Genomic DNA, 25,388 nt, shown 5'->3' with positions numbered 1-25,388 from the left:
ATTAGCGGCGGACACGTCCCGTAAATCCAGAGGCCTTAAATTGCTTTAGTTCCAGCGGTTCTGGCTGTTCAGCTGGCACACTGACCATGATTTCAAACCTGCTCTTCCCCACTGGAATTTCGGCGATGGAGCCAATCCTGCCCCGTTCGGGGATGACATCATTGCCGTTAGCATCGTAGATACGCCCAAATACATCCGCATTGTAGACTACTTTGCCCGAAGAATTAGTAGCCGTACCCGAAATTAGGTAGCATTTAGCAGCCATCGTGCCTCCAAATAGGACTATGTTTTCTGCTGTACCAGGCGGACAGGGGCGGTAGGAAAGGTCAGAGAGTTTGACTGGCACTGTTGCCCCCACTGGATATGCCCAGAGAAATACCCCTAGCGAGAGCAACACTCCAGAAATTAGGCGACAAAGTAAGGCTCCCACAGCTATACATCCACATTGCAGTGATATACTTTCCATCATAGGATGAATTCAATAATTTAAGGAGTTTTTTATGTTGTTTTTAGCCGCTCTCCCTGAAGCTTACCGCGTGTTTGAACCGATCGTTAACGTACTGCCTGTAATTCCGGTGTTTTTCCTGCTCCTAGCATTTGTATGGCAGGCTGCCATTGGGTTCAAGTAAGCGCTGCTGCCGTAGCTAACTCTTGAAACAGCTCCCTACGAGCAAATGTCAAGGGGCTGTTCAAGCCCGGTGCCGTGAGGACAATCCCCGGTAACCGGGGAAACAGAAGTAGGCTTAGGTAACTGGCTAAAGAAGGCTTTTCTGCAATTGCCCAAACCGTTGTGTCCTGGGCGCTATGAAAAGTAATCGAGCCGTCGCGGTTATATCTAAGGCGCAAGCCTGCCTCTGCGGGATCAAGTCCATAGGCCTGACAGATTTCCACATGCAGCTGGTTAAGTTTCCCTTGCAGGCGCTCAGCATTTGGAAGAACTGCTTCAATTTGGTCAACAATATTGCCGACACTAAGGGGTTTGGGGGGCTTTAGCAAAGCCTCTACCTTGGGCAGTACTTGCCGAAATTCGTAATCAAAGCGGGCAAGGGGCAGGGGTTTTTTGACACGGGCAGGGGAGGCATTCAAACGCATCAAGGAGTCAATTACTCCTTGGTGTACTTCCTTACTGACTTGAGGGTTAGTCTGCTCTAACTTCTCCTGAAACTTCAGCAGATGGGAGACATACTGAGGGGGTAGGCGGTTCAGGACATAGCAGACAATATCATCTAACTTAATCCCAGGGGTTAGGGACTTACCCATTTGCTTGATGCGGCGCTGGGTTTCTGTAATTACCGACCCCTCCAAAACGTTAACGAAAGAATAGGAGGCTGTTATGTAGTAAGAGTAGAATTCTACATCCTCTTCATAGCGAGGGTTGTGTAACTTTGGTTCTTGAATTACCGTTATATCAAAGTCATGGCGGTTGCGATTGTCACTAATCCTCTTCTCCAGCACTTCTGGCAGTTCTTTCCAGGTCAGATCAGGTTTGTCTAGGAGTCGGCGCAACTGAAATAGGCAGTGTTCCGAGCGGCGGATTTCATGAAGAGTAAGGGGAAGGGGAAATTTGGGAGGATCATGGTGGAGTTGGGCCCGCGCTAGTTGAACAGCATTGGTAATCTGTTCTAGCATGCTGCTTTGAATTTTTTGCCGCTGTTGCACCCAGCCCCGTTCTGTACAGGCGTAGAGAGGAGGGAGCAAATTCAGACTAGTCACGATTAGTTCATTGACAAAGAATTTATCCCGCCGCTCCTCTGGGGATACTTGCTTCTGCACTTCTTCAATGACAAACTCCTCGATCGTGTTACGGACTAGCATTTACGCTAAGAGAGGACTAGCATCATTATACCACTCAGTTAGATAGAGGGTAGTTGATCACGGTCACACTGCAGTACTGAGAAAACTTGGGGCAAGGAGGCTTTGGGGTTATGACAGTGGGGCTGTCTACAGGGCAAGCCTGGGGCATGTAAGGTAGCTTCACTTGCTTCTCCGCTAATTGCACATCTGTTTCTGCAGGGGTAATAAAGGGTTCCGTAGGGATATAGCCTTACTAGACATTACAGTTTTTCTACCTGTGGGACCGTGTAAAAGTAGACCAGTGCACTGGGATGGGGCTTTAAGTGTCCCAAGCAAACATCTGTAAAATGACAGTTGAAGAAGAAGTACTAGTAAAATCTCCCCCAGCTACACTGACTCCCTATGCAGGGGTTTTGGCTAGAGGGCTGTTAATTTCTGTATTAGAATACAACATTATTACTAGTAACTAATTCCTGATAATCCTGCTGTAGGGCTTTTGTATCGGGCTGTTCCCAGCGAGTTTTACCTAAGTTAATGCCAGCAACTGTTAACTCCCGTAGTTGTTCTAAGTTACTAATATTTGTCTGTAAATCCTGTAAACTAATTGCCCCCTGGGGAGCGGAATTCCACCCGTTTATACCTACCCCTATTACCGCTACACTGATTTGTTGGTGATGCCAGCGAGCTTCTGTCAAAATCCCCCCTAGTTTACATTTTCCCACATACAGATCGTTAGGGGGTTTGATGCGTAAACCCGGCACAAATGCTTGCAATTGATGAGCAATGCCCCAAACTGTACCGATCGTGATTATCCCAGGGTCAATTATTCTGACTTTGGGCACATAAATTAGGGATAAATATAACCCCCCTGGCTCTGATTCCCATTTTCTGCCCCACTGCCCCCGCCCCGCTGTTTGCCTTTTGGCAACAATAACGGTGCCGTCACCATAACCTTGGTCTACTAACTGCCAAGCGATTGTGTTTGTGGAATCAACAACGGCAAATTCTAGTAACACTAGCTCTTCATCTGTTTATAGGTCTCGAGGGCTTGCTGATAACCTTCCATGTCCCCCTGCTGTTGAAAAAGTTTAGCAGCTTCTTGGGTATCCAAAAGAGCTTGGCGAATATTGTCCATTTCGTAATAGGCAAGACCGCGATTGCCATAGGCCTGGGGGAAGTTGGGTTTGTATTTGATTGCCTCAGTGTAGTCCGCGATTGCTTTGGCAAATTCCCCACTGTCACTGTAAACGTTGCCGCGATTGTAGTAAGCATCAGCAAAGGTAGGGTCAACTTCTATGGCCTTGGTGAAGTCTTGAATTGCATTTTTGCTGTTACCCTGAGCCTGGAGTAATAAACCGCGGTTGTTGTAAGCAGATGCTAAATTGGGGTCAATTTTGAGAGCATAGTTGTAATCCTGCAGCGCTCCCCGTTCATCGCCTGTCTGAAACTTGGCTAGACCTCTGGCATTGTAGGCAGCACTGTAACGATTGTCAATTTTAATTGCCCGATCGAATTCCATGACTGCTACTTTATTTTCCCCTAAACTCGATCGGATAATACCCTTGTAGTAGTAAGCTTCTTTGTATTGGGGGTCAATTTTCAAGGCAACATCTAAATCTAGTAGGGCTTGGTCAACAATACCTTGTTGAAATAGTATCTGGGCACGTAAGCTGTAATAATTTGCTTTTTCATTATCTAGCTCGATGGCTTTCTGTATGTCGTAGAGGGCACCGCTATAGTTATTTTGCTGAAGGCGAGTTTGCGCTCGATCGTAATAGTCAGCAGCGCTATCAAGGGAGCCAAAGCTGCTAATGTCTGTATCTACTTTCGCTGTAGTTGCTAGTGGCTGTAGAGCAGTACGATCGATGTCCATTTGCAACAGGTGGGCAATAATATCCATGTGGGCAAGGAGATTAACAGGGGTCAGACGGGGTAAAACTTCAACAGCTCCCTGCCGCAGTGCCCACCGTTTTTCTAAATCCTTAATTTGTCCCTCTTCCTTGAGATTGATAAGCACTAATCGATTAGTTACACCTTTGCTTTTCAAGCACCTACCCACATTACTGGCTTGCAGAGTAGTGCCATCAGTAGCTTTTATCCCCAAGTCCAACAAAATTAAATCAGGCAGAGGTTCTAAGTAATCTAATAATTCTGCCGCCGCTGGTACAACCGTCAGCCTAATATTGGGCTGAGTGGCAAAAGCCCGTTGCCATAGGTCTACCTGATCTGGTTGGGACAGACACAAAACGATCGTCTTCATGGGAAGAGAGCGGGCATACTGTAATCCACTTTACCCCGATCGTGGCATAATGTTACAGGGGAGGAACAGGTTAACTAGTTATGGCTGATGCAACTCAGGCAGATCATCGTTTTGAATGCCTTGTCTGTGGCTATGTCTACGAACCAAGTGCGGGGGACAAAAAGCGCGGTATTCCTGCCGGTACTGCCTTTGCTGATTTGCCCGATGATTGGCGCTGTCCTGTATGTAACACGCGTAAGCAGCAATTCAAGGATATTGGGGTCAGTGGCGCACCTTCTGGCTTTGCTGAGAATCTCAAGTATGGTTTGGGGGCAAACTCTCTCACCCCCGCCCAGAAAAACTTACTAATTTTTGGTGCCTTGGCATTAGGATTTCTCTTTTTAATGAGTTTTTATTCGGTGGACTGATGAAGGTATTTTTCCAGCTGGTTTTGACTGTTGTATTAGTATTTGTTGTGGGGGTAAAAGCGGTTTTTGCCGCCGATTGGTACCTCATTCAATTACCGACCAAAGCGAGCTTACTGGACATTACGTTTCAAGATGAACAGCTGCAACATGGTTGGTTGGTGGGGACAGATGCCAGTTTATTTGAGACCAAGGATGGGGGCTTGACCTGGGAGCAACGTCACCTGAAGTTAGATGGACTCTATCGATTTGTTTCTGTTAGTTTTCAGGGGGATGAGGGGTGGATTGCAGGCAAACCTGCCCTGCTACTGCATACCCTAGACGGTGGTAAGTCCTGGAGTAAGGTGGGACTGAGTGCGAAATTGCCCGGTGACCCCCAAATGATCACTGCTCTGGGTGCCAATAGTGCGGAAATGGCAACGGATTTGGGTGCCATCTATCGGACGCAAGATGGTGGTAGGACCTGGAAGGCTCTGGTTAAACAGGCGGTGGGGGCAGTGCGCAACTTAAACCGCTCGCCGGATGGTCGTTATATTGCGGTCTCTGCCAAGGGCAATTTCTACTCCACCTGGTCGCCGGGAGAGGATGCCTGGACGCAACACAATCGCAACAGCTCCCGCCGCGTGCAGAACATGGGCTTTGGTCCGGACAATCGGATTTGGATGCTCAATCGCGGTGGACAAATTCAGTTCAGCAAGCCTGCTACTCTGGAGGAATGGGAAAAGCCCTTATTCCCAAAGGCAACGGAAGGCTATGGCATGTTGGATTTAGCCTACCAGGACGCTCAACACCTGTGGGCATCGGGGGGGAGTTCCCACCTGCTCTACAGTGAAGACGGGGGCAAAACCTGGGAAAGGGTGGAAAATGTCCGCCATGTGGGGGCAAATTTCTATTCCATTGACTTTTTTAGACCCGATCGGGGCTTTATTCTCTGTCAGGATGGCAAGCTATTAGTTTACAGATAGCAGCACGATCGGTTTTGCCTGTGGCTGTCTTGGGGAGGGCAGACCAGTTCAACAATTGTTTGGGAATTTTGTAAGGGGCAAGGTGGTGGGCAAGGCAGAATTCTCTAATGTCTGGGAGGGAGAGGTCATACTTGGACTGCACTATTGCTACGGGAATCTGTCCCCATTCCCTATCTGCCTTTCCTACAACACAGACATCTTGAATGTGCGGATGGCGGGAGAGGAGATTTTCAATTTCAGCGGGATAGATGTTTTCTCCCCCGCAGATGATCAAATTGTCTGACCGATCGCAGACCACAAGGTAACCATCTCCATCTATGTAGCCCACGTCTTTGGTATTAAACCAGTCGTCCCTTGCCTGTTGGTGTAGATACCGCAGAAAGACCGATCGCCCTCTAATTTTAATTTGTCCCGCTTCTATGCTCATTGCCAAGCCTGGAATGACTGTCCCTGCTGAGTGGGGATGTGCTCGCCATTCTGTCGCCGTGAGGGTAGTGACAGTAGAAGCCGCTTCCGTTAGGCCATAGGTGGTGACGATCGGTAGTTGTAATGCTAGACAACGGTCTTGCAAACAGGGCGATAGGGGTGCACCCCCCACTAAAATGCCTCTCATTTTTTGCCAGACTAACAAACTCTCCAGGAAAAGAGGATGGTCTAAAATCCGCACTAGCATGGTTGGCACTAAGGATACCCAACCAATCCTATGGTTTTGCACAGTTTGGATGACTTGGCTAGGGTCAAAACGATCGTGTAAATAAATTGCTAATCCCCCCCACAGACAGCGCCAAAGAATTGCCAAGGCTCCCACGTGAAAAAGTGGTAGACATAACAACCAAGCTCCGTCACTCTTTGCCACTTGCAGACGAGATAGGACGCCAACGGCACTGTAGTAATGATTGGCTAAAGTTAAACAGATTGCCTTTGGCTCCCCTGTAGTACCAGAAGAGAAAAAGATACTGTGTTCTCTGTCTAACTCTAAAACGGGCGGCATAGTCTGGCTCTGGTTTAGAGAGGGGACGAGGGGGATGGTTGTAATGTCATCGATCGTTGCTTCATTGTCAGTAATAAGAAAAGGGATACCGATCGTTTTTAGCTGTCTTATCACTGCTGTGAGAGAGAGACGGGCGTGACAAAAAATTATGATTGCTCCTACTCTTGTTAAAGCCAGCACCCACAACAAATAGTAGGGGTGGTTATAGGCGAAAATAGCGACCTTTGTCCCCGCTGTAATACCAAGGGTACTACAGTAAGCAATCATTTGATTGACTGTTCTTTCTATTTTTAGATAAGTCCAGCTCTCCGTAGGTGTCATGAGAAACTGCTGTTGGGGAGTGGTAATTGCCCTGCTATAGAGAGGGTCAACTACGGTCATAGCGCTCTAACAAATTTTTCAAAGCTTCCAAGGAAATGGGCTTGGTAATAAATTCTGTCATCCCCGCTTCTAAACATCGATTCCGCTCTTCACTGTCGCGGTGGGCAGTCATTGCTACAATCTTAGGCGGATTCTCCATTTCCCTCATTATTCTTTGGGCTACCGCTACACCATCTAAAACAGGCATCTCTACATCCATTAAGACTAAATCATAGCTGTTCTTTACAATCGCCTCTAGGGTAGCAATACCATTGACTGTGACATCCGCTGTATATCCCAGTTTAGTTAGCATCCGTAGAATAACTTTTTGATTGACAGGATTATCCTCTGCTACCAATAGGCGTAACCCCTCCTGTCTCTGGGGTGGATAGGCAGTTAACAGTAATCGATCGATTTCTGTCAATAACAATTTGCTATCTATGGGCTTAAAGAGATACCCATTGCAACCCGCTTCTATGATCTCAGCCTCATCTTCTGCATAGGAACTAGCTGTTAGTAACAATATTGGTGTTTTCTTATCCGTCCTTCTAATTTCCCGCACCATTGCTAGGCCATCTAGCTCGGGCATACGCCAATCTATCAGAATTATATGGGGTTTCCACTCCTGCCACAATCTCAGCCCTGTCTGTCCATCTTCCGCTTCTCTGACCAGAAAGTTCAGTCGCTCTAGCAACCGTGAAAGATAGCCAAGATTTGTTGGTTCATCATCGACAATGAGAACGCGATAGCTCTGTTTAGAGTCTTCTATGTTAGAGTAAGGCTCCACCTCTGCTGTCCTGGGCTGACTAGTGGCAACGGGAAATAGTAAAGAGAAGTAAAACCGACTGCCTACCCCTAATTTGCTCTCTACTTTGATTTCCCCGCCCATGAGGTTGATGATTTTTTGGGAGATAGTTAAGCCTAAGCCTGTACCTTCTGCCGACCTACGTCCCCTTTTGGTCTGCCCAAAGGACTCAAAAATTAGCTTTTGTTCTGCTTCAGCAATCCCTGCACCTGTATCGGTCACCGCAAAATGCAGGATTACCTCCTGGTCATTTTTTACCTCCTGGCTGACCGTGAGAGTCACGCTGCCCTGGTCTGTAAACTTAATCGCATTCCCCACCAAATTGATTAACACTTGCGATAGTTTGTCGGGGTCACCAATCACCCAGCGGGGACTATCTACCTGCCAATTTAGCTGGATGCCCTTGCCCTCTGCCCGCAGGCGAAACATCTCGTAGATTTGGTGTAGGCGATCGGGTAAGTCAAATACCACAGACTCTAGGACTACTTTCCCTGCTTCAATCTTGGATAGTTCCAAAATTTCATTGACTAGCTTTAACAGGTGATTGCCACTATTTTGAATGATTTTCAGGGTTTCAATTTGGCTAGGATTGAGGTTGTCATCCAAAGTCAATAACTGAGTAAAGCCCAAAATGGCATTCAGAGGAGTGCGAATTTCATGGCTCATCTGGGATAGAAACTGACTCTTGGCACGGTTGGCTGCCTCTGCCTTTTCTTTTGCTTCCTGCAATTCCCTGGTTCTCTGTGCCACTAAACGATGGAGATGGGTTTCCTGTTCCTTGCGTGCCGTAATATCAATGAACGTTGTGATGTAAGTGGGTTCCTTGACCAGGGTCAATTCCGTAAATGTCACCGCTGCCCAAAAATGACTGCCGTCTCCCCGCCGCATCCGCAATTCGTAGGTCTCATGGGACTGGGCATTGACGGGTATGTTGGGGTGGACAACAAATAGTTCTGTCTGTTTGAGATTGAGTATTTCATCTGCAGGTATGCCCAATTCCCGACTAGCAGTGCTATTGGCGTAAATAATTTGTTGGTCACTCTGGCGTACGGCAATAATCCCCAGGGGCGTAGCTTCAGCAATGCGTCGGAACAGTTCGCGGTTTTGTTGGGCAATCTCGATCGTACTCCTGTATAAATCTAGCTCCATCCGATCGCCGTGGTCAGTAATGGTTTCCAGGATAATCTCTAAATCCTGCTTTTCCTGCTGCAGGACTTCTAAAATCAATTCTAAAGCAGCCTCGGCGTGCTCCCGTTCTTTAATTTCCCGCTCTAGGCGCTGGGTGAGTTCATAGAGCAGTTGCTCTACCCGATCGGAGTGATTGACCGTTGTTTCTAGGAGCAGTTCTAGGTCCTGTTTTTCCTGTTCTAGCTCGGCAATCCTTTGCTTGAGTTGTTTCACCTCATTAATCAGTTGCACGCGCCGAAGCTGATGTAGTGCCATAGTTCTATCTTATGACTATTTATCATGGTACTACCAAAACTGGGCAGGGGGACAGGGTAATCACTCGCTGACTGACACTCTCTCTTGTCTCGCTTACTCCCCTAGTACCCATAATGATTAGGTCGCAGTTTAGTTCATCAGCTACGTCACAAATCACAAAGGCAGGCTTACCTTCCCCTAATTTCGTTTCGGCGGTAATCCCCTCTGTCTCAAATAACTGGCGGGCATTGTCCAGGAGTTTCTCTACCTTTTCCCGATCGTTCTCTTCGGGATCAACTACGGACAACAGTAGCAGGCGGGAGTGGAAGGCTTTGACCAGACCCACCACGATCGGGACGGCTTGACGGGCTTCCAAACTACTATCCACAGCAAAGAGAATCGTTGGGAACATGATTCGCTACAATCAAAAGCAACTACTACGGTAGCAAATAAATTTTTATATCCCTACTATTGTGGAGGAAATTTAAGCGTGGCGAAACAAACTTTAGCAAATCTCAAGGTGGAGGACTTGGCAGGCAAACGGGTACTAGTGCGGGTAGATTTTAACGTACCCCAGGCTGATGATGGCTCCATTACCGATGACACCCGCATTCGGGCAGCTTTACCCACTATCAACCACTTGATCAATGCCGGTGCAAAAACTATCCTGGTTACCCACCTAGGCAGACCCAAGGGGGATACCTTTGCCGAGCGGGCTAAGGATAAGTTGCGCGTCAACCCCATTGCAGAACGTCTGTCCCAATTGCTGCAAAAGCCCGTAGTTAAGTGCGATGACTGCATTGGCGAAGCAGTGGCGCAACAATTGGGGAGTCTCCAAAATGGGGATGTGGCACTGTTGGAAAATGTGCGGTTTCATCCAGAGGAAGAAGCTAATGACCTGGAATTTGCCAAACAGTTAGCTAGTTTAGCGGAGGTCTATGTCAATGATGCCTTTGGGGCAGCCCACCGTGCCCATGCCTCTACTGCTGGCGTGGCCCAATTTCTCCAGCCTGCTGTAGCGGGCTTTCTGTTGGACCTGGAGTTGAAATACCTCAGTGGTGCTATCGATAACCCCCAGCGTCCCCTAGCAGCGATCGTGGGTGGCTCCAAAGTTTCCAGTAAAATTGGCGTGATTGAATCGCTCCTGGGGAAAGTCAATAAGCTACTGATTGGGGGTGGTATGATTTTTACCTTCTTCAAGGCGCGGGGCTTGCAGGTGGGGAAATCCTTAGTAGAAGATGACAAACTGGAGTTAGCTAAATCCCTAGAGGCAATGGCAAAGGAACGGGGGGTAGAATTACTCCTGCCAACGGATGTGGTAGTCGCCGATAAATTTGCCCCTGATGCCAATGCCCAAGTTGTCTCTATTGAGAATATTCCCCCTGATTGGATGGGCCTAGATATTGGACCGGCAACCGTAGCCGCCTTTAAGGCAGCCCTGGCTGGCTGCAAAACAGTGGTCTGGAACGGACCGATGGGGGTATTTGAGTTTGACCAATTTGCCAAGGGGACAGAAGCGATCGCCCATGCCCTAGCTGAACTCACTAGTCAGGGAGCTATTACCATCATTGGCGGCGGCGACTCCGTGGCAGCGGTAGAAAAGGTAGGGGTTGCTGATCGCATGAGCCATATCTCCACGGGGGGTGGTGCCAGCCTAGAACTCCTCGAAGGTAAGGTTCTGCCAGGGATTGCTGCTCTCAGTGATGCCTAGTTGACAAAATTTGAGTTAAGATAGAGAATGCAACCTGCAGTGATGCGGAACTGGCGGAATTGGTAGACGCGCATGTTTCAGGTACATGTGCCGCAAGGCTTGGGAGTTCGAGTCTCCCGTTCCGCACTCAGTGGCTAGCTCTATTCTTACTTCTATTGCTGTTGCTGGAGGGGTGTGGGGTCAACCGGGTAGCGCGGCAGCAGATTGTAGTTGGTACCACTAGCCAAGTGCGCACCCTCGACCCTGCCGATGCTTATGAGTTTTTCGCCGGCAATGTTCTAGCCTATGTCACCGATCGGCTCTACACCTACTCCGCCGATTCTCCAGCGGTGGTGCCCCAGTTAGCAGCAGATTTCCCCCAGGTCAGTCCCGATGGCTTGGTTTATCGCATTCCCCTGCGGCGCGGAGTGAAGTTCCATGATGGTACGGATTTTAACAGTGGGGCAATGGCTTTTTCCCTGCGGCGGTTTATGGCAAAGGGAGGGGCACCCAGTTTTTTACTGCAAGACGTCATCGATCGCCTAGAGACCCCTGATCTCTACACCCTGGTCATTCATCTCAAAACGCCTGTGCCCTTTTTCCTCAAGTTACTGGCGTTTCCTGGGGCAGGGGCAGTATCGCCTCAGTTTTATCAACAACAGCAGGAATTTGTTGCCGATCGAGTGATTGGCACGGGACCCTATGTTTTAACGGAGTACAAGCCAGGTCAGGTTTTACGGCTCCGCCCCTTTGCTAACTATTGGGGGGAAAAGGTGAAAAATCAGGGTATTGACATTCAGTTCTTTTCCTCCAGTGCCAATTTGCTCAACGCCTTCAAAACGGGGGCAGTGGATGTTGCTTGGCAGACCCTCAGTCCCTATCAAATTCAGAACCTGCAAAGACAAGCTGCACGCCAGCAGTGGCAAGTAGTGGAGGGAGAGAGTGCCACTATTTTGTACATGAGTTTGAATGTCACCCAGCCCCCCCTCGACGATGTGCGGGTCAGACGGGCTTTGGCATTGGCGATCGACCGCGAATTGATAGCCGATCGGGTGTTTATGGGACAGCGTGCGCCTCTCTACAGCTTGTTACCAACGACTTTACCGGAATCCCGTCCTGTTTTCTATCGTGATGTCCAGCAAGCCAAAGAGTTATTAAGGCAAGCAGGGTATAGTCCCGATCGCCCTGCCCGAATTAGTTTGTGGTACTCCCCCCGCTACGGTGGCAACGGTGACCTAATTGCTACTACGCTCAAAGCGGCTTTGGCACGGGACTTGGGGGGAATGCTGAGGCTGGAGTTAGAACCCGTTGAACCCACTACTGCCTATGCTCTGATCGAGGCGAAGGTCTATCCCGCTTTTTTATTTGATTGGGTGCCCGATATTCTGGACAGCGATAACTTCTTGCAACCCTTTTTAACCTGCGAGCGCCAGGAGAATAATATCTGTGTAGAGGGCAGCAGTGCCTTCCAGGGGTCTTTCTTTTTTGAGCCAGAACTGAATGTCCTAGTTAAACAGCAACGCCAGGTACAAGATACAGACAAAAGGCGGGAAATAATCGATCGGATACAAACCCTCACAGCCGAGTATGTGCCTTTTATTCCCCTGTGGCAGAATCGTGAGTATGTGTTCTCCCACTCCTATATCAGAGGTGTGCGCCTCAATAGCAACCAACTCCTGGATTTAAGTAGCATGATCACTGACTAGCAGAGCTTTCATCTCCCGCACTGCCCGATCGAGTCCCACCAGAACTGCCCGACTGATAATACTGTGCCCGATATTCAGTTCCTCCATCCCAGGTATACAGGCGATCGGTTGTACGTTCCAGTAGGTCAGACCATGTCCCGCGTTGACTCTCAGTCCCAACCTTAGAGCAGTCTCTGCCCCTTTGTAGAGCACTTCTAGCTCCCTAGCTCGATCGGCTTCCGTTTCCGCATTGGCGTAGGTGCCAGTGTGCAATTCTACAAACTTAGCTTTGACCTGGGCAGCAGCTTCTAGTTGAGTGGGATTGGGGTCAATAAAAATACTGACAGGAATGCCCTGCCTCTGGAGAGCAAAGACAATTTCCTGTAGATGGTCCTGCTGAGTGACCACGTCCAGCCCGCCCTCCGTGGTAATTTCCTCTCGTCGCTCCGGTACGAGGGTTACGTAGTCGGGACGAATGTCAAGGGCAATTTGCACCATTTCGGCAGTGGGAGCCATCTCCAAATTCAAGTGGGTACGGACAATCTGGCGCAATAGACGCACATCCCGTTCCTGGATATGACGGCGGTCTTCCCGTAAGTGCACCGTAATCCCATCTGCCCCTGCTAACTCCGCAATCACTGCAGCTGCTACGGGGTCTGGCTCTACAGTACGGCGGGCTTGCCGAATGGTAGCGATATGGTCAATGTTAACGCCCAGGGTGGGTTTAGTACGCATCCTGCAGTTCGTAGAAATCCGGGGTAATGTAATCCTTGCGCATAGGATAACCTACCCAGTCCTCAGGCATCAATATCCGCTTGAGGTTGGGATGTCCCTCGTAGATAATGCCGTACATATCATAGGTTTCCCGCTCCTGCCAATCCGCCGTGCGCCAAATCCAATAAACGGAAGGAACACGGGGGTCATGGCGGGGCAAGAACACCTTTACCCGTACCTCCTCAGGACGATCGGCATCATCACTTAGTTTTACTAAATGATAGACACTGACTAGGTCATCCCCTGGACCAGCATCATAGCCACACTGACACATGAGGTAGTTGAACCCATAGGCGTAAAGCGCCGTAGCAAAGGGCAGTAGATATTCCCGCTGGACTTTAAGAATGGGAACCCCCTGATGATCCAGCCCTAGAAATTCATGGTCAAACCCGTTCTGCCGCAGCCATTCAGACACTTTGGGGGGGCTAACGATCGCTCCCTGCTGCCCCTCCTCCCCGTGGACATTGGTTTCTGGTGTCTCGCTCATCTCTCCACTTCCACTCCTTGCTCTTTCTTGATTGCTTCCAGGGCAGGTAGGGGAATACCAGCTGCCATTAGTTCTTTGGGTGGGGTCGATCGGGTCGGTGCCTCCAGATATTTGCCTGTGAGGATGGGGTCAACCACCTTCATTTCGTGGCGAACAGTGTGATAGCGGTGAGTGCGCTCAATCTGTGCCCTCTGGGCAAATCCCTCTGCCCCAATTTTTTTGCGCAGTTTGATAATGGCATCCATAATCGCTTCTGGACGGGGGGGACACCCAGGGATATACACATCCACTGGGATTAACTTGTCTACCCCGCGTACCACAGTATAGGAGTCCGTACTGAACATCCCTCCCGTAATTGTGCAAGCCCCCATGGCAATCACATACTTGGGTTCAGCCATTTGTTCGTAGAGGCGCACCAAGGCAGGGGCCATCTTCATCGTAATCGTGCCCGCCGTAATAATTAAGTCCGCCTGGCGGGGGGTGGAACGGGGCAACAGCCCAAACCGATCGAAGTCAAACCGCGAGCCAATCATTGCCGCAAATTCGATGAAGCAGCAGCTTGTACCATAAAGTAGCGGCCAGAGACTGGACATCCGTGCCCAGTTGTAAAGGTCATTGAGGGTAGTCAAAATAACATTGTTGGACAAATCCTGCGTAACCTGGGGTTGTTCGATGGGGTTAATCAGCCGCTGCTTTTGCTCATCGATACTAAAATCCAAACCGACATTCTCTGCCTTTAAGACCATTCCAAAGCTCCTTTGCGCCAAGCGTAGACAAGACCTAATACTAGGATAGCAATAAAAATTAATGCTTCAATGAAAGCAAACAGCCCCAGTTGGTTAAATGCCACCGCCCAGGGGTAGAGAAAAACAGTTTCTACGTCAAAAATTACAAACGCTAGGGCAAACATGTAGTAGCGGATATTGAACTGAATCCAAGCACCACCGATCGGCTCGCAGCCCGACTCATAGGTAGTGAAATTGCCAGGACCGACCGCCTTGGGACGTAAGACCCACGATAGACCCAAAGCTAACCCTGGCACCAAAATACAGACCAATGTGAAAACTAGTAGATAGCCGTAACCCTGTAGAACCAAGTTTTAACCTCTCCATCGCTCCCCTTCTATTCAAACACAGGTCGAGCCCAATGGGTATCAAATTCCCTAATCGTGACTATAGAGAATCGGTAAACTGGAAATTCTCATAGGCTTCAAAGGGCTGTTCAATCCATACGTTGTCCGACACCACTTCCCCAAAATAGTCAGGGCGATATTTGCTCTTGCTTTTGTACCATAGCACAGCAGTTCGCATCTCTGTAATCCTATAGCGGGATTTTAGCCATGCTAGGGTCTGCATAATTGTCTCCCCTGAATCCACTAGATCATCCACCAATAGTAGACGATCGGGCAAAGTGGGAGTTGTCATAGTAATTGAATTAGCAATAATTAATTCCCCCCGCTGCTGTCCGCGATAGGAAGAAGTAGCAAGAATTGCCAGGGGGCAGTGAAAAATGCGCGATAAAGTATCTCCTACCCTTAATCCCCCCCGCGCCAAACAGATAATACCATTAAAGACATAGCCCGATCGGTGAACCTGGTAGGCTAGTTTTTCGATAAGGCAGTGATATTCAGACCAACTGACTACTTTTCTACTTGACATTGATGGGGGAAAAATTACAGCAGCTAAGCCAGTGTAGTACAATTCAAAGAATTTTAGCTAGCTGGGAGAGGAGGGGAGGGCAAATTCAGGTAATATAGCTGTAGATAGCGCTTTCCCCTGCTTTTATGGACATCAAGCTTATCAACATCGGTTTTGGAAACATAGTGTCTGGAAATCGAGTGATTGCGATCGTCAGCCCTGAGTCCGCACCGATCAAGAGAATTATCAGTGATGCCAAAGAACGGGGACAGCTCATAGATGCTACCTATGGTAGACGCACCCGCGCTGTGATCATTACTGATTCCTCCCACGTTGTGCTATCTGCCATTCAGCCGGAAACCGTAGCTAACCGTTTTATGCTGAGCAAGGAAATCAACGAAGCCAAAGATGCCCATGACTCCAAAGACAGCAGCAAGAGTCGATAAGGGTGGGTTAATTGTAATTACAGGTCCCAGCGGTGTAGGCAAGGGGACACTCCTCTCCCGTCTATGTCAACGCTACCCCGACCTCTTCCAACTATCTGTGTCTGTGACCACCCGATCGCCCCGCCCGCACGAAGTCGATGGCAGGGAATATTTTTTTTGGGATAGGGGTAAGTTTGAGCAAGCAAAACAAGAAGGTTTTTTCTTAGAATGGGCAGAATACGCTGATAATCTCTACGGTACACCCAAACAACAAGTGGAAGAAACGATCGCCAAAGGTAAGTGGGTGCTGTTGGAAATCGATTTAGCAGGAGCACGCCAAATTGCCCAAACTTTTCCTGAGGCACTGCGCATTTTTATTGCTCCCCCCTCCATGTCTGTATTGGAAGAAAGGCTGCGCAAACGTCTAACGGATTCAGAAGAAGCGATCGCTAAAAGATTAGCCCACGCCGAGATTGAAATGGCAGCCATGGATGAATTTGACTGTGTGATTGTCAATGATGATTTGGAAGAGGCAGTAGCAGAATTAGAAACCGCTATATTTGGAGAAGAAACATGGCAAGAATTGGCAAATTCCTCCTCTGGTTTGTCTTAGGGCTAGCTCTAGCATTGGTTGTAGGGTTGGGTTTTATCTGGCTGCGGGCTGGAGAACTGGTCAGAGTCACTCTGGCAGAGGCGATCGACAGAGCCTTGGGTACACCTACCCAAATTGAAAAAGTGCAACTCAATCCCCTCCAAGGTCAGCTCAGTATTGGGCAAATTAATTTGAGTAATCCCACGGGTTTGACCAAACCCTATTTCATGCAAATTAGTGGCTTAAATATCACTGTTGAACCCCTATCCTTACTTCAGCCTGTGGTAAAAATTACTAACTTTCAGATTGATACCTGGAATATCAATGTAGAACAGAGTTTGTCTAGGGGTAACATCAGTGAAATTGTCAAATATGTGCAAGAGAAACAAGCTGCTAATCCGCCTAAAAATGGGGATGACTCTCAGCAGAAAAAGTTTAGCTCTGGGCAGGTTACGATCGGGCAAATTAACACCAACCTGCGTTTAGAATTTTTCAACCAGAAAATCGATCGGGAGTTTAACCTGAGCAATATCGCCCTTAAAAATGTTACATCCGACAATATAGGGGCAGTAATTTTAGACCAATATATCACTCGTCTTGTCGGTCAAACTCTGCGCACAGTAATTGTGGAAAATCGTGAACGTATCCAACAAAATTTACCCAGACTGCCTGACTTGCCCTTCCTCAAAAATGATCCCCTACAATTTTTACAAGAACAAATCGATCGGTTCTCTGTTCCCTAAACAATTGTCAATTTTGTGTCCGTTCAGGCATAAACAGATTACAATAAAACAATCTTAGGGAGGAGAGATTATGGTACAGGATTACACCCACATTTCTATCATCCTCGATCGGACAGGTTCCATGCAGACCATTAGAGATGATGTGATCAGGGGATTCAACACTTTCCTCAGCGAACAACAACGGCAGGGGGGCAATGCCACTCTCACCCTAGTCCAGTTTGACTCCCAGAACCCCTACGAAGTTATCCATCATTTCAAGCCAATTAAAGACGTACCTAAACTCGATCGTAAAACCTATGTCCCCAGAGCTAGTACACCCCTGTATGACACGATCGGGCGGGGCATCAATGACTTAGAGCAAAGTTTAGCCAGATTAGCAGCGGAGGGTGCCCCCAGCAAAGTGATGATGGTGATTATCACCGACGGATATGAAAATGCCAGTCAGGAATTTACCAGAGCACAGGTAGCCAAAATGATTCGGGAGAAACAAGAAAAAGATAGGTGGGAGTTCATCTTTTTAAGCGCCACCTTGGAGTCAATGCAAGACGTACAGCAGATGGGTGTGAGTGACGACACTTCTCTGATATTTGCCTCTAGTAGTGAAGGACAGCAACGGATGTGGACATCCCTATCGCGGCAGACATCCAAATATCGTAGTGGGGAAAAGAAGAAATTCAGCTTCGATGAAGAAGACCGCCAAGATACGGAGTAGAAGGACTAACATAGAGAATGTAAATTTGCCTTGAGGAAACATGCGAGTTGCTATCATTGGTGCTGGTTTGGCTGGTCTGTCTACAGCTGTAGAGCTGGTAGAACAGGGATGTGAGGTGGAAATTTTTGAAGCCCGTCCTTTTATTGGGGGAAAAGTAGCCAGCTGGCGGGACAAAAATGGCAATCACATTGAGATGGGTCTGCATGTCTTCTTTGGTTGTTACTACAATCTGTTTGCCTTGATGGCCAAGGTGGGGGTGTTAGACCATCTCCTCCTCAAGGAACACAATCACAGATTTATTCAAGCGGGTGAAAAAATTGGTGACCTAGATTTTCGTAATTTTGGTGGTGCTCCTTTTCACGGACTAAAAGCTTTTTTTACTACCAATCAACTGTCCTGGCGGGATAAATTGCAGAACGCCATTGCTCTTGCTACCAGTCCCCTAATTCGCGGTCTTTTCGATCCTGTAGGGGCAATGAAGGAAATTAGAGCTTTAGATGATATTAGTTTCCAAGATTGGTTTTTAGCCCACGGCGGGTCTATGGGCAGTATTGAAAATATGTGGAACGCAATTGCCTACGGTCTAGGTTTTATTGACTGTAAAAACATTTCTGCCCGCTGTATGTTAACTATTTTCTTTTTCTTTGCCACCAGAACAGAGGCATCAGTCCTCAGAATGTTGGAGGGGGCACCCAATGAGTTTCTCCACCAACCAATTAGGAAATATATTGAGGAGCGGGGGGGTAAGATTTATACCAAAACAGGTGCCCGTGCCATTCATTACGAAAAATTAGGGGATACTTTTCAGGTTACAGGTCTACAGGTGGGCAGAGAGGGTGATAGTAGAATAATCACTGCCGATCGGTATGTCTGTGCCGCTGATGTGCCAGGGGTGAAGAAATTATTGCCCCCAGAATGGCGGAGCTGGGAATTTTTCGATCGGATTTACAAGTTAACAGCCGTGCCTGTAGTCACAGTACAACTACGCTTTGATGATTGGGTAACAGATTACGACAATTTACTCTATGCGGTGAAAGTAGACTTTTCCACCTATGCAGACTTAGCAATTACCAGTCCTACCCATTACCGCAAAGAGGGGCAGGGTTCATTGTTGCAGTTAGTACTGACACCTGGCGACAAATTTATGCCCATGAGTAATGAAGAAATTGTTGCCCATACCCTAAAACAAGTCCATGAGGTTCACCCTAAATCCAAACACATGAAATTACTCTGGTCAAATGTGGTTAAAATTGCGGGTTCTCTGTATCGGGAAGCCCCAGGGATGGATGCCTATCGTCCCACCCAAGATACACCGATTCCCAATTTCTTCTTGGCTGGCAGTTACACAATGCAAGACTACATTGACAGTATGGAAGGGGCAACTTTGTCAGGCAAATTGTGTGCCCAAGCAGTTTTAGCTAGCAAGTAAATGCACTAATGCAACGGATAAGAGTGCTTCAGACTGAGTGCTAGTACAGTGATTTTTGAAAAGTAAATAATGAAAAATCTTCCCTATTTCAGACGTTCGTTAAAAACAACATGACATCTCCTTCCTGCACAACGTAATCTTTCCCTTCACTGCGCACTAGCCCTTTTTCCCTCGCTGCTTTCATGGAACCTGCCTTAACCAGTTCCTCGTAACTGATTGTCTCTGCTCTGATGAACCCCCGTTCAAAATCGGAGTGAATTACACCTGCGGCTTGGGGTGCTTTTGTTCCCACAGGAATTGTCCAAGCACGAGCTTCTTTTTCCCCAACTGTAAAATAGGTCTGTAATCCCAGCAGTTTATAGGTGGCGCGAATCAGGGACTTTAATCCCCCCTCTTTTACACCCAAACTAGCCAGAAAGTCGGCTCTTTCTTCGGGTGTCAATTCCATCAGTTCTGCTTCCACCTGGGCTGATACCACTACCACTGCTGCATTCTCCGCTTGGGCAATTTCTCTCACCTGGGTGACATACTGGTTCCCCGTGGCTAAATCATCCTCTGCTACATTGGCAGCGTAAATCGTCGGCTTCATAGTCAGCAGTTGCAGGAAGTTGAGGGCGTTTTTCTCTTCTTCTGTCAGGGGAGCTTGCCGCGCTAGCTTGCCCTCGTCGAGTACAGCTCTCACCTTTTCCAGTGCCTCTAGTTCTAGCTTGGCTTCCGCAGCACCAGTACGTGCGGCTTTGCGCGTGCGATCGAGTCTCTTATCAATCTGCGCCAAATCAGCCAGAGCTAATTCAAGGTTAATGATCTGTATATCGCGGACGGGGTCAACGCTAGCTTCCACATGAATAATGTCATCACTGTCAAAACAACGCACAACATGGACGATCGCCTGACAGTTACGAATATTGCCTAGGAATTGATTGCCTAAGCCTTCCCCCTTACTTGCTCCCTTCACTAAACCCGCAATATCCACAAACTCCACCCGCGCTGGCACAATCTGCTGGGAGTTGCCCAACTTTGCCAAAACTTCTAACCGTTCATCAGGAACCGCTACCGAACCTACGTTAGGCTCGATCGTGCAAAAGGGAAAATTAGCTGCCTCTGCTTTTGCATTCGCCACCAAGGCATTGAACAAAGTTGATTTCCCCACATTGGGGAGTCCCACAATTCCCGCTCTAAGCATCTTGGGTCACTGGCAAATCAGGCAAATTTAACTCGGGGTAGAGAGGAAATTGCTGCAATAAATCCTTAACCTTTTGTTTGGCAGTGTGCGCTACCTGGGCATCTAAACTGTACTTGCCCTTGCTCAGACTCCCGTCAGGGGCACGATCGGGTTGTACATGGGGTAGTACTTCTGCTAGCAGGCGGGCAATCTCTGCCATCTGGGGTTCTTTCATCCCCAAAGTAGTCACAGCAGGTGTACCGATCCGCAGACCACTGGTAAACCAAGCCCCATTCCGATCGAAGGGGATCGCATTGCGGTTGAGAGTAATCCCACATTCCCGCAAAGCCATTTCTGCCTGTCGTCCTGTAATACCGTAGCGCTGAGAGACATCGATCAAAAGCAAATGGTTATCTGTCCCTCCTGTGAGCACTGGTAGGGATTCCTGCAGGCAATATTCTGCCAGAGCTTGGGCATTCTTGACAATTTGATGGGCGTACTCCACAAACTCAGGGCGAAGAGCCTCTTGGAAAGCCACCGCCTTAGCTGCCATCACATGGGGCAAGGGGCCACCAATCACCAGGGGGCAACCTTTATCCACCCAAGCCCCCATCTCCGCTGTTGCTAACACGATGCCACTGCGGGGACCGCGTAGAGTTTTATGAGTAGTAGAGGTCACGATATGGGCATGGGCAACAGGGTTATAGTCCCCTGTAAACACCTTCCCCGCCACGAGACCGGAGAAATGGGCCATATCCACCATGAACACTGCCCCCACTTCGTCAGCAATTTCCCGCATCTTGGCAAAGTTGATTTTACGGGGATAGGCGCTATAGCCTGCCAATAGCACTAACGGTTTGACCTCCTGTACCTGGGCACGCAATGCATCCAAATTGATTTGGTAGGTTTCGGGGTCCACACCATAGGAATAGGCATCAAACAATTGGGCAGAAATATTGCGGCGATAACCGTGGGTTAAATGTCCGCCACAGGCAAAGTCCAATGCCAGTAAGCGCTGATTACCCACCTCTGCCCGAATTTGATTCCATATATCCCTGGGGGCGTTAGTGGGGTCTTTGTAGCCCAGTTTCTCCAGTAGGGGCATTTGCACCCGACTCGATAGAATTGCCATAAATGCCACTAGATTGGCATCTGCTCCCGAATGGGGCTGGACATAGGCATATTCCGCCCCAAACAATTCCCGCGCCAGACGACAGGCTTCTGCCTCGATCCTGTCCACATTCTCACAGCCTGCATAAAAGCGATGGAAGGGATAACCCTCCGCATACTTGTCCGTCAGTAGATTGGCATGGGCAAGCTGAACCGCCAGGGAAGAGTAGTTCTCGCTGGCTATTAGCTTTAAGTTCGATCGTTGGTCCCGTAGTTCCCTGAGAATCGCCTCTGCCACCACTGGGGAAGTTGCCCTGACATGGTCAAGTGCGGCATAGAAAGCAATGGCAGCCGTATCCCGCTTACCGTTAGCTGCCGCTAGGTACTGTTCTAACAAACTAGAACTGGCAACAGATGTCACTTTAATTTCTCCGACAGGGCTAGATAATCTTAACATATCCCTGCCAGGGGGAACCCCTACAGGATGGCACCCTTGGGTGCAACGATCGGTGGCATCAACATCAATCGTAGGAACTGCCAGGCTAGAAACAACTGATGGGGTAATTTAGCAATCGCTTTCCGCCACTGGGGCTGATCCCCTGCTTGAATGCGGTTGATTTGATGCATATGGGGAATGCAAGCCTGCAATCGTGCCCAGAAATCAGGGTGGTCAACGTTCAACACCACAGGGAAAGCTTTCATGGCATCGCGGTTCGTCTCCCTAATTACCACCTTGACATATGCCTCTGTATCCATGCCCAGAGCTTCGTAGAACTCCTTGCGGTTACACATATCATTTAGGTACATGGTGGCAAACACCGACAGGAGGAAGAAACGACTCCACCAATTTGCCTGCCAACCTTCGATGTTCTGTTTTTCTGTGCGCAACAGCAGATTACAAAAGTCACCGTGCCGACTTTCGTCTTGACACCAGCTTTCAAAAAATTTGAAAATGGGATAGATACGGTTTTCCGGGTGAGCCGCTAGGTGCTGATGAATTTTGATATAGCGCCAATAACCAATCTTTTCCGACAGATAGGTGGCGTAAAAGATAAACTTGGGTGCAAAATAAACATACTTTTTCGTCTTGGACAAATTTGACAAATCCAACACCATGTCAAAGTCCTGCATCGCCTTGTTCAAGAACCCCGCATGGCGCGCCTCATCCCGACTCATTAAATTAAAACACTCAGCCACGATCGGGTTTTTCTCTTTAATTCTCACAGCAATTTCCTTGTACAGCAGGAAGCCGGAAAACTCAGACGTACAAGAACTTTCCAGAAAGAAACGGAAGTGGGCTTTGGTGTTTTCGTCTAAGTGTGCCCAGGACTGTTCAAATTCTTTGTCCCGCACGAAGTGACGGCGGTTGTAGTCTGCTTGAAATTCCGCCAGCATCGCCTCAAATTCAGCCTCGTAGCCGCTGATGTCGAGGTTTGCCATCGCCTCAAAATCAGTAGTATAAAACCGCGGTGTTAGAATTGTTTCTTTGCGCTCTGTCGCTGTTTTGACTGGAGTTGCAACCATAATGCCCCTGTATTTTAACTTTTATTCTAGTCTATGAGTATTTGCCCAACCTTGGTGTTAAGAAGAGTTAAGAAAATTTCGAGAAATGTCTTGGCAAGAGGGGACTTAGACGTTACAATAGTAAGCCTGTGGGCGTGTAGCTCAGTGGATTAGAGCACTTGACTACGGATCAAGGTGTCGGGGGTTCGAATCCCTCCTCGCCCGTCTTCCTGAGAAGGCTTTACCTATGGAGTCTGAGGAATTGATGGAGCTACGGGCTGAAAACCAGATGCTTAGACAGCAAGTGGAACACCTGACGCAGGAGAATCAGACTCTGCGGGAAATGGAGCGGCACCTGCTAGAAGCTTTGGAGCTGGCTTTGATGGAACGCTATGACCTGGAGACGATGTTGGAAGTCATGGTCAGCCATGCTGATACGGTGGAACAGGAGTTATTTTCGGCTATCAGCAGAGCTTGGGAAGCAGCAGGGATTGATGAATTGACCCAGTTACCTAACCGTCGTCAGTTGTTGGAGTACCTCGATCGGATATGGCGGCAAATGATGCGCCAGGGTTTACCCTTGAGTTTGTTGGTGTGCGATGTAGATCATTTCAAATCCTTTAACGATTTCTACGGGCATCAAGCGGGGGATGAGTGCTTGCAACAGGTGGCACAAGCGATTGCCCAGTCTATTCGCCGCCCGATTGACCTTGCCAGTCGCTATGGGGGGGAAGAGTTTGTTGTTGTTTTGCCGAATACCCCCTTGCAGGGAGCGTGGCAAGTGGCAGAATCTATGCGTATGGCTGTCAAGTATCTAGCTATTCCCCACGCGGGCTCCTCTGTCACCGATCGGGTTACTATCAGTGTTGGACTAGCTACCCAAGTTCCCCAGCGCGGTACCCTGCCTATGGCGTTGTTACAGAAGGCAGACAAAGCTCTGTTTCAGGCTAAGCGCCTAGGGCGGGACCGGGTGGAAGTTGCCTTTTAGCCCACACTTCTGCCACTGCCTGGTGTGACCAAAATCCCTCTGCCCTGCGCCCCGATCGGGTCTGTAGACGCAATCGCCAGGACTGGGGCAACCCCTCTGCCTCCAATTCCCATAACTCTCCCTCCACCTCGCACCTAAAGGTTTCTTGGTCAACTAGTTCACCGGCAAGACAGGCGATCGTATCTACCAGTCGGCTAAACAATTGCCAGAACTCTTGCCATTCCGCCTCAGTAACCTCAAACGCCCAGTCCTCGCCCCCCAGCAAGCCAACGTAAATACCACCCTCCCGATAGCCGTACCGCCAACCCCTACCTACCTCAATCACTCAAAATTTGCGGTTGACTCTGCTCCTCTGCTAGTTCCAGAATTGCCTGCACGATCGGCTTGACACTGCGGTCTTGGTCCTCTTGGTCACGGTAATAGCGGGATTTAGCACGGCTTGCCACCTGCAGAGTAATGCGGTAACGATTGGCAGCACTATTAATCAATTCCTCCATGCGGCGGTTTACTAGCAAAGAATCCACACTCGATCGTTTTGCCATAGCTCCTCCTATTTGCCAGTAGCAGACGGGCGGGGAAACTGTTCATCGACAAACCCCAGCTCAAACAATTGTTGGTAAGCCTTCTGTCCTAGCTCCCTAGTTGGCTGTTGACTGCGAATTAACTGCACCAACAGGGGAATAGCCAGTTCCGGTTGATTATTGGCACGATAGACCACTGCCAGCTGGAAAGTGGACTGATCCCGCAGTTGAGCGGCCTCTAGGGCTTTACGGCGATGGCTGTCGGCAATTTGGTTATCGATACCTGCAAAACTGGCATTTAAGTCCTGATAGAAATTGGATAACTGATTGAATACTTGGCGAGCATCCATCAGCTTGGCAATGGCAACATCATACTTTTGTTGAGTAGCAGCCTCCATTGACTCTGCCACCAAGCGATTTCCCCCTGCGAAGCTGAAGACACTACCAGTAAGGGCATTGGGTTTGGGCTGGTTGGGCTGAGCTAGCACAGGGAGAGTAGCAAAGAGAACTAGAAGTAAGCTACGCATGGAAAGGCTCAGATATTAGGATTTAGTAGCAGCTAATAGCTCATTGACTGTATTCAACAAGTGTACTGGCTCAAAGGGCTTACGGATATAGGCAGCTGCTCCATTTTTGCGTGCCCAATGCTCATCAAAGGCTTCCCCCTTGGTAGAACACATAATAACTGGCACATTTTTAGTAGCAGGATTATTTTTTACCCAGCGGCAAAACTCATAGCCGTTCATGTTGGGCATGACTACGTCCGTCACAATAACCTGAGGCACATCATCCTTGAGAGCTTTAATTTTGTTCACCGCCTCTACGCCGTCGCTGGCTTCTACTACCTCAAAACCACCACTGCGCAGCTGCTCCGCCATTACTTCTCGGATAGTGCTACTGTCGTCAACAACCATTACCTTAGTCATGTT

30 protein-coding genes and 2 tRNA genes are annotated in these 25,388 nt (G+C 48.6%); 13 read left to right on the top strand and 19 right to left on the bottom strand.

Features of this window, described 5'->3' with window-relative positions:
- Position 1: 1 nt before the first annotated feature.
- Positions 2–430 carry a hypothetical protein gene (locus tag NZM01_09535; protein MCS6960276.1) on the bottom strand — a complete coding sequence of 143 codons (429 nt, stop codon included), beginning with the start codon at positions 428–430 and terminating at the stop codon, positions 2–4.
- Between the two features lie 70 nt (positions 431–500).
- Here NZM01_09535 and NZM01_09530 point away from each other — a divergent pair, with 70 nt between their 5' ends.
- Positions 501–629 (top strand): photosystem II reaction center protein K, encoded by a 129-nt coding sequence (locus tag NZM01_09530; GenBank protein MCS6960275.1) that lies wholly within the window; start codon positions 501–503, stop codon positions 627–629.
- Here the strand turns inward: NZM01_09530 and NZM01_09525 are convergent.
- From NZM01_09525 to NZM01_09515, 3 genes are all read right to left on the bottom strand, one after another.
- Complete coding sequence (locus NZM01_09525) at positions 622–1,815, bottom strand: late competence development ComFB family protein (protein ID MCS6960274.1); 1,194 nt, start codon at positions 1,813–1,815, stop codon at positions 622–624. The genes NZM01_09530 and NZM01_09525 overlap by 8 nt on opposite strands.
- Before the next feature lie 419 nt (positions 1,816–2,234).
- Positions 2,235–2,810 carry a biotin--[acetyl-CoA-carboxylase] ligase gene (locus NZM01_09520; GenBank protein ID MCS6960273.1) on the bottom strand — a complete coding sequence of 192 codons (576 nt, stop codon included), beginning with the start codon at positions 2,808–2,810 and terminating at the stop codon, positions 2,235–2,237.
- The gene (locus NZM01_09515; protein ID MCS6960272.1) at positions 2,810–4,054 is read right to left on the bottom strand and encodes a tetratricopeptide repeat protein; all 1,245 of its coding nucleotides are present in this window, start codon (positions 4,052–4,054) and stop codon (positions 2,810–2,812) included. The genes NZM01_09520 and NZM01_09515 overlap by 1 nt, the downstream gene beginning before the upstream one ends.
- Positions 4,055–4,134: 80 nt before the next feature.
- Between NZM01_09515 and NZM01_09510 the strand changes: the two genes are divergently transcribed.
- Together NZM01_09510 and NZM01_09505 are read left to right on the top strand one after the other, a co-directional pair.
- Positions 4,135–4,461, top strand: a complete 327-nt coding sequence (locus NZM01_09510) for a rubredoxin (protein MCS6960271.1) — start codon at positions 4,135–4,137, stop codon at positions 4,459–4,461.
- Positions 4,462–4,484: 23 nt separating this feature from the next.
- Entirely contained in the window at positions 4,485–5,423 is a 939-nt protein-coding gene (locus NZM01_09505; protein ID MCS6960270.1) for a photosynthesis system II assembly factor Ycf48, read from the top strand.
- On the opposite strand, the gene menE is transcribed toward NZM01_09505, so the two are convergent.
- The 3 genes from menE to NZM01_09490 are packed head-to-tail and all read right to left on the bottom strand — an operon-like array spanning position 5,383 to position 9,413.
- Positions 5,383–6,795 carry an o-succinylbenzoate--CoA ligase gene (gene menE / locus NZM01_09500; protein ID MCS6960269.1) on the bottom strand — a complete coding sequence of 471 codons (1,413 nt, stop codon included), beginning with the start codon at positions 6,793–6,795 and terminating at the stop codon, positions 5,383–5,385. The genes NZM01_09505 and menE overlap by 41 nt on opposite strands.
- A complete protein-coding gene (locus tag NZM01_09495; GenBank protein MCS6960268.1) occupies positions 6,782–9,022 on the bottom strand; it encodes a response regulator in 2,241 nt (746 codons plus the stop codon). Before NZM01_09495 ends, menE begins: the two co-directional genes overlap by 14 nt.
- A 22-nt stretch (positions 9,023–9,044) precedes the next feature.
- Positions 9,045–9,413: a universal stress protein gene (locus NZM01_09490; GenBank protein MCS6960267.1), complete on the bottom strand. Its 369-nt coding sequence runs from the start codon at positions 9,411–9,413 to the stop codon at positions 9,045–9,047.
- 78 nt (positions 9,414–9,491) lie between these two features.
- Here NZM01_09490 and NZM01_09485 point away from each other — a divergent pair, with 78 nt between their 5' ends.
- The 3 genes from NZM01_09485 (at position 9,492) to NZM01_09475 (ending at position 12,397) form a co-directional block, all read left to right on the top strand.
- Positions 9,492–10,712, top strand: coding sequence for a phosphoglycerate kinase (locus tag NZM01_09485; protein MCS6960266.1), 1,221 nt, complete (start codon positions 9,492–9,494; stop codon positions 10,710–10,712).
- 44 nt (positions 10,713–10,756) lie between these two features.
- Positions 10,757–10,838: transfer RNA gene (locus tag NZM01_09480), tRNA-Leu, on the top strand.
- A gap of 29 nt (positions 10,839–10,867) precedes the next feature.
- On the top strand, positions 10,868–12,397 hold the full coding sequence (locus NZM01_09475; GenBank protein ID MCS6960265.1) for an ABC transporter substrate-binding protein: 1,530 nt from the start codon (positions 10,868–10,870) through the stop codon (positions 12,395–12,397).
- On the opposite strand, the gene NZM01_09470 is transcribed toward NZM01_09475, so the two are convergent.
- From NZM01_09470 to NZM01_09450, 5 genes are all read right to left on the bottom strand, one after another.
- Positions 12,374–13,111: a pyridoxine 5'-phosphate synthase gene (locus tag NZM01_09470; GenBank protein ID MCS6960264.1), complete on the bottom strand. Its 738-nt coding sequence runs from the start codon at positions 13,109–13,111 to the stop codon at positions 12,374–12,376. The two genes, NZM01_09475 and NZM01_09470, sit on opposite strands and share 24 nt — an antisense overlap.
- Positions 13,101–13,637 carry an NAD(P)H-quinone oxidoreductase subunit J gene (locus NZM01_09465; GenBank protein ID MCS6960263.1) on the bottom strand — a complete coding sequence of 179 codons (537 nt, stop codon included), beginning with the start codon at positions 13,635–13,637 and terminating at the stop codon, positions 13,101–13,103. The genes NZM01_09470 and NZM01_09465 overlap by 11 nt, the downstream gene beginning before the upstream one ends.
- A complete protein-coding gene (locus NZM01_09460) occupies positions 13,634–14,383 on the bottom strand; it encodes an NADH dehydrogenase subunit K (GenBank protein ID MCS6960262.1) in 750 nt (249 codons plus the stop codon). The genes NZM01_09465 and NZM01_09460 overlap by 4 nt, the downstream gene beginning before the upstream one ends.
- The gene (locus tag NZM01_09455) at positions 14,374–14,733 is read right to left on the bottom strand and encodes an NAD(P)H-quinone oxidoreductase subunit 3 (protein ID MCS6960261.1); all 360 of its coding nucleotides are present in this window, start codon (positions 14,731–14,733) and stop codon (positions 14,374–14,376) included. Before NZM01_09455 ends, NZM01_09460 begins: the two co-directional genes overlap by 10 nt.
- 76 nt (positions 14,734–14,809) lie before the next feature.
- Positions 14,810–15,295: a phosphoribosyltransferase gene (locus tag NZM01_09450; GenBank protein ID MCS6960260.1), complete on the bottom strand. Its 486-nt coding sequence runs from the start codon at positions 15,293–15,295 to the stop codon at positions 14,810–14,812.
- 125 nt (positions 15,296–15,420) lie between these two features.
- Here NZM01_09450 and NZM01_09445 point away from each other — a divergent pair, with 125 nt between their 5' ends.
- From NZM01_09445 to zds, 5 genes are all read left to right on the top strand, one after another.
- Entirely contained in the window at positions 15,421–15,720 is a 300-nt protein-coding gene (locus NZM01_09445; protein MCS6960259.1) for a DUF370 domain-containing protein, read from the top strand.
- A complete protein-coding gene (gene gmk, locus NZM01_09440) occupies positions 15,683–16,312 on the top strand; it encodes a guanylate kinase (protein MCS6960258.1) in 630 nt (209 codons plus the stop codon). The genes NZM01_09445 and gmk overlap by 38 nt, the downstream gene beginning before the upstream one ends.
- Complete coding sequence (locus NZM01_09435; GenBank protein MCS6960257.1) at positions 16,273–17,034, top strand: AsmA family protein; 762 nt, start codon at positions 16,273–16,275, stop codon at positions 17,032–17,034. The genes gmk and NZM01_09435 overlap by 40 nt, the downstream gene beginning before the upstream one ends.
- 70 nt (positions 17,035–17,104) lie before the next feature.
- Positions 17,105–17,746 (top strand): VWA domain-containing protein, encoded by a 642-nt coding sequence (locus tag NZM01_09430; protein MCS6960256.1) that lies wholly within the window; start codon positions 17,105–17,107, stop codon positions 17,744–17,746.
- Between the two features lie 40 nt (positions 17,747–17,786).
- Positions 17,787–19,175, top strand: a complete 1,389-nt coding sequence (zds, locus tag NZM01_09425) for a 9,9'-di-cis-zeta-carotene desaturase (protein ID MCS6960255.1) — start codon at positions 17,787–17,789, stop codon at positions 19,173–19,175.
- Positions 19,176–19,263: 88 nt separating this feature from the next.
- On the opposite strand, the gene ychF is transcribed toward zds, so the two are convergent.
- The 3 genes from ychF to acsF are packed head-to-tail and all read right to left on the bottom strand — an operon-like array spanning position 19,264 to position 22,971.
- Positions 19,264–20,358 carry a redox-regulated ATPase YchF gene (ychF, locus tag NZM01_09420; protein MCS6960254.1) on the bottom strand — a complete coding sequence of 365 codons (1,095 nt, stop codon included), beginning with the start codon at positions 20,356–20,358 and terminating at the stop codon, positions 19,264–19,266.
- Positions 20,351–21,904, bottom strand: coding sequence for a glycine hydroxymethyltransferase (locus NZM01_09415; protein ID MCS6960253.1), 1,554 nt, complete (start codon positions 21,902–21,904; stop codon positions 20,351–20,353). Before NZM01_09415 ends, ychF begins: the two co-directional genes overlap by 8 nt.
- Positions 21,905–21,924: 20 nt before the next feature.
- A complete protein-coding gene (gene acsF, locus NZM01_09410; protein ID MCS6960252.1) occupies positions 21,925–22,971 on the bottom strand; it encodes a magnesium-protoporphyrin IX monomethyl ester (oxidative) cyclase in 1,047 nt (348 codons plus the stop codon).
- A gap of 130 nt (positions 22,972–23,101) precedes the next feature.
- On the opposite strand from acsF, the gene NZM01_09405 reads away from it, so the two are divergent.
- Together NZM01_09405 and NZM01_09400 are read left to right on the top strand one after the other, a co-directional pair.
- Positions 23,102–23,175: transfer RNA gene (locus tag NZM01_09405), tRNA-Arg, on the top strand.
- Between the two features lie 22 nt (positions 23,176–23,197).
- Positions 23,198–23,938 carry a diguanylate cyclase gene (locus NZM01_09400; GenBank protein ID MCS6960251.1) on the top strand — a complete coding sequence of 247 codons (741 nt, stop codon included), beginning with the start codon at positions 23,198–23,200 and terminating at the stop codon, positions 23,936–23,938.
- On the opposite strand, the gene NZM01_09395 is transcribed toward NZM01_09400, so the two are convergent.
- From NZM01_09395 to NZM01_09380, 4 genes are read right to left on the bottom strand one after another with little or no spacing between them, the layout of a single operon-like run.
- Entirely contained in the window at positions 23,898–24,263 is a 366-nt protein-coding gene (locus NZM01_09395) for a DUF1818 family protein (GenBank protein ID MCS6960250.1), read from the bottom strand. The two genes, NZM01_09400 and NZM01_09395, sit on opposite strands and share 41 nt — an antisense overlap.
- Positions 24,256–24,480: a DNA-directed RNA polymerase subunit omega gene (locus NZM01_09390; GenBank protein ID MCS6960249.1), complete on the bottom strand. Its 225-nt coding sequence runs from the start codon at positions 24,478–24,480 to the stop codon at positions 24,256–24,258. The genes NZM01_09395 and NZM01_09390 overlap by 8 nt, the downstream gene beginning before the upstream one ends.
- 8 nt (positions 24,481–24,488) lie before the next feature.
- Positions 24,489–24,986: a hypothetical protein gene (locus tag NZM01_09385; protein ID MCS6960248.1), complete on the bottom strand. Its 498-nt coding sequence runs from the start codon at positions 24,984–24,986 to the stop codon at positions 24,489–24,491.
- 15 nt (positions 24,987–25,001) lie between these two features.
- Positions 25,002–25,385 (bottom strand): response regulator, encoded by a 384-nt coding sequence (locus tag NZM01_09380; protein ID MCS6960247.1) that lies wholly within the window; start codon positions 25,383–25,385, stop codon positions 25,002–25,004.
- Between the last annotated feature and the right edge of the window lie 3 nt (positions 25,386–25,388).

The sequence above is a fragment of the Pseudanabaenaceae cyanobacterium SKYG29 genome (genome assembly GCA_025055675.1).
Taxonomy (GTDB): domain Bacteria; phylum Cyanobacteriota; class Cyanobacteriia; order Pseudanabaenales; family Pseudanabaenaceae; genus M5B4.
Note: the sequence above shows the minus strand (reverse complement) of the source record. Positions and strands in the feature narration are given on the sequence as shown.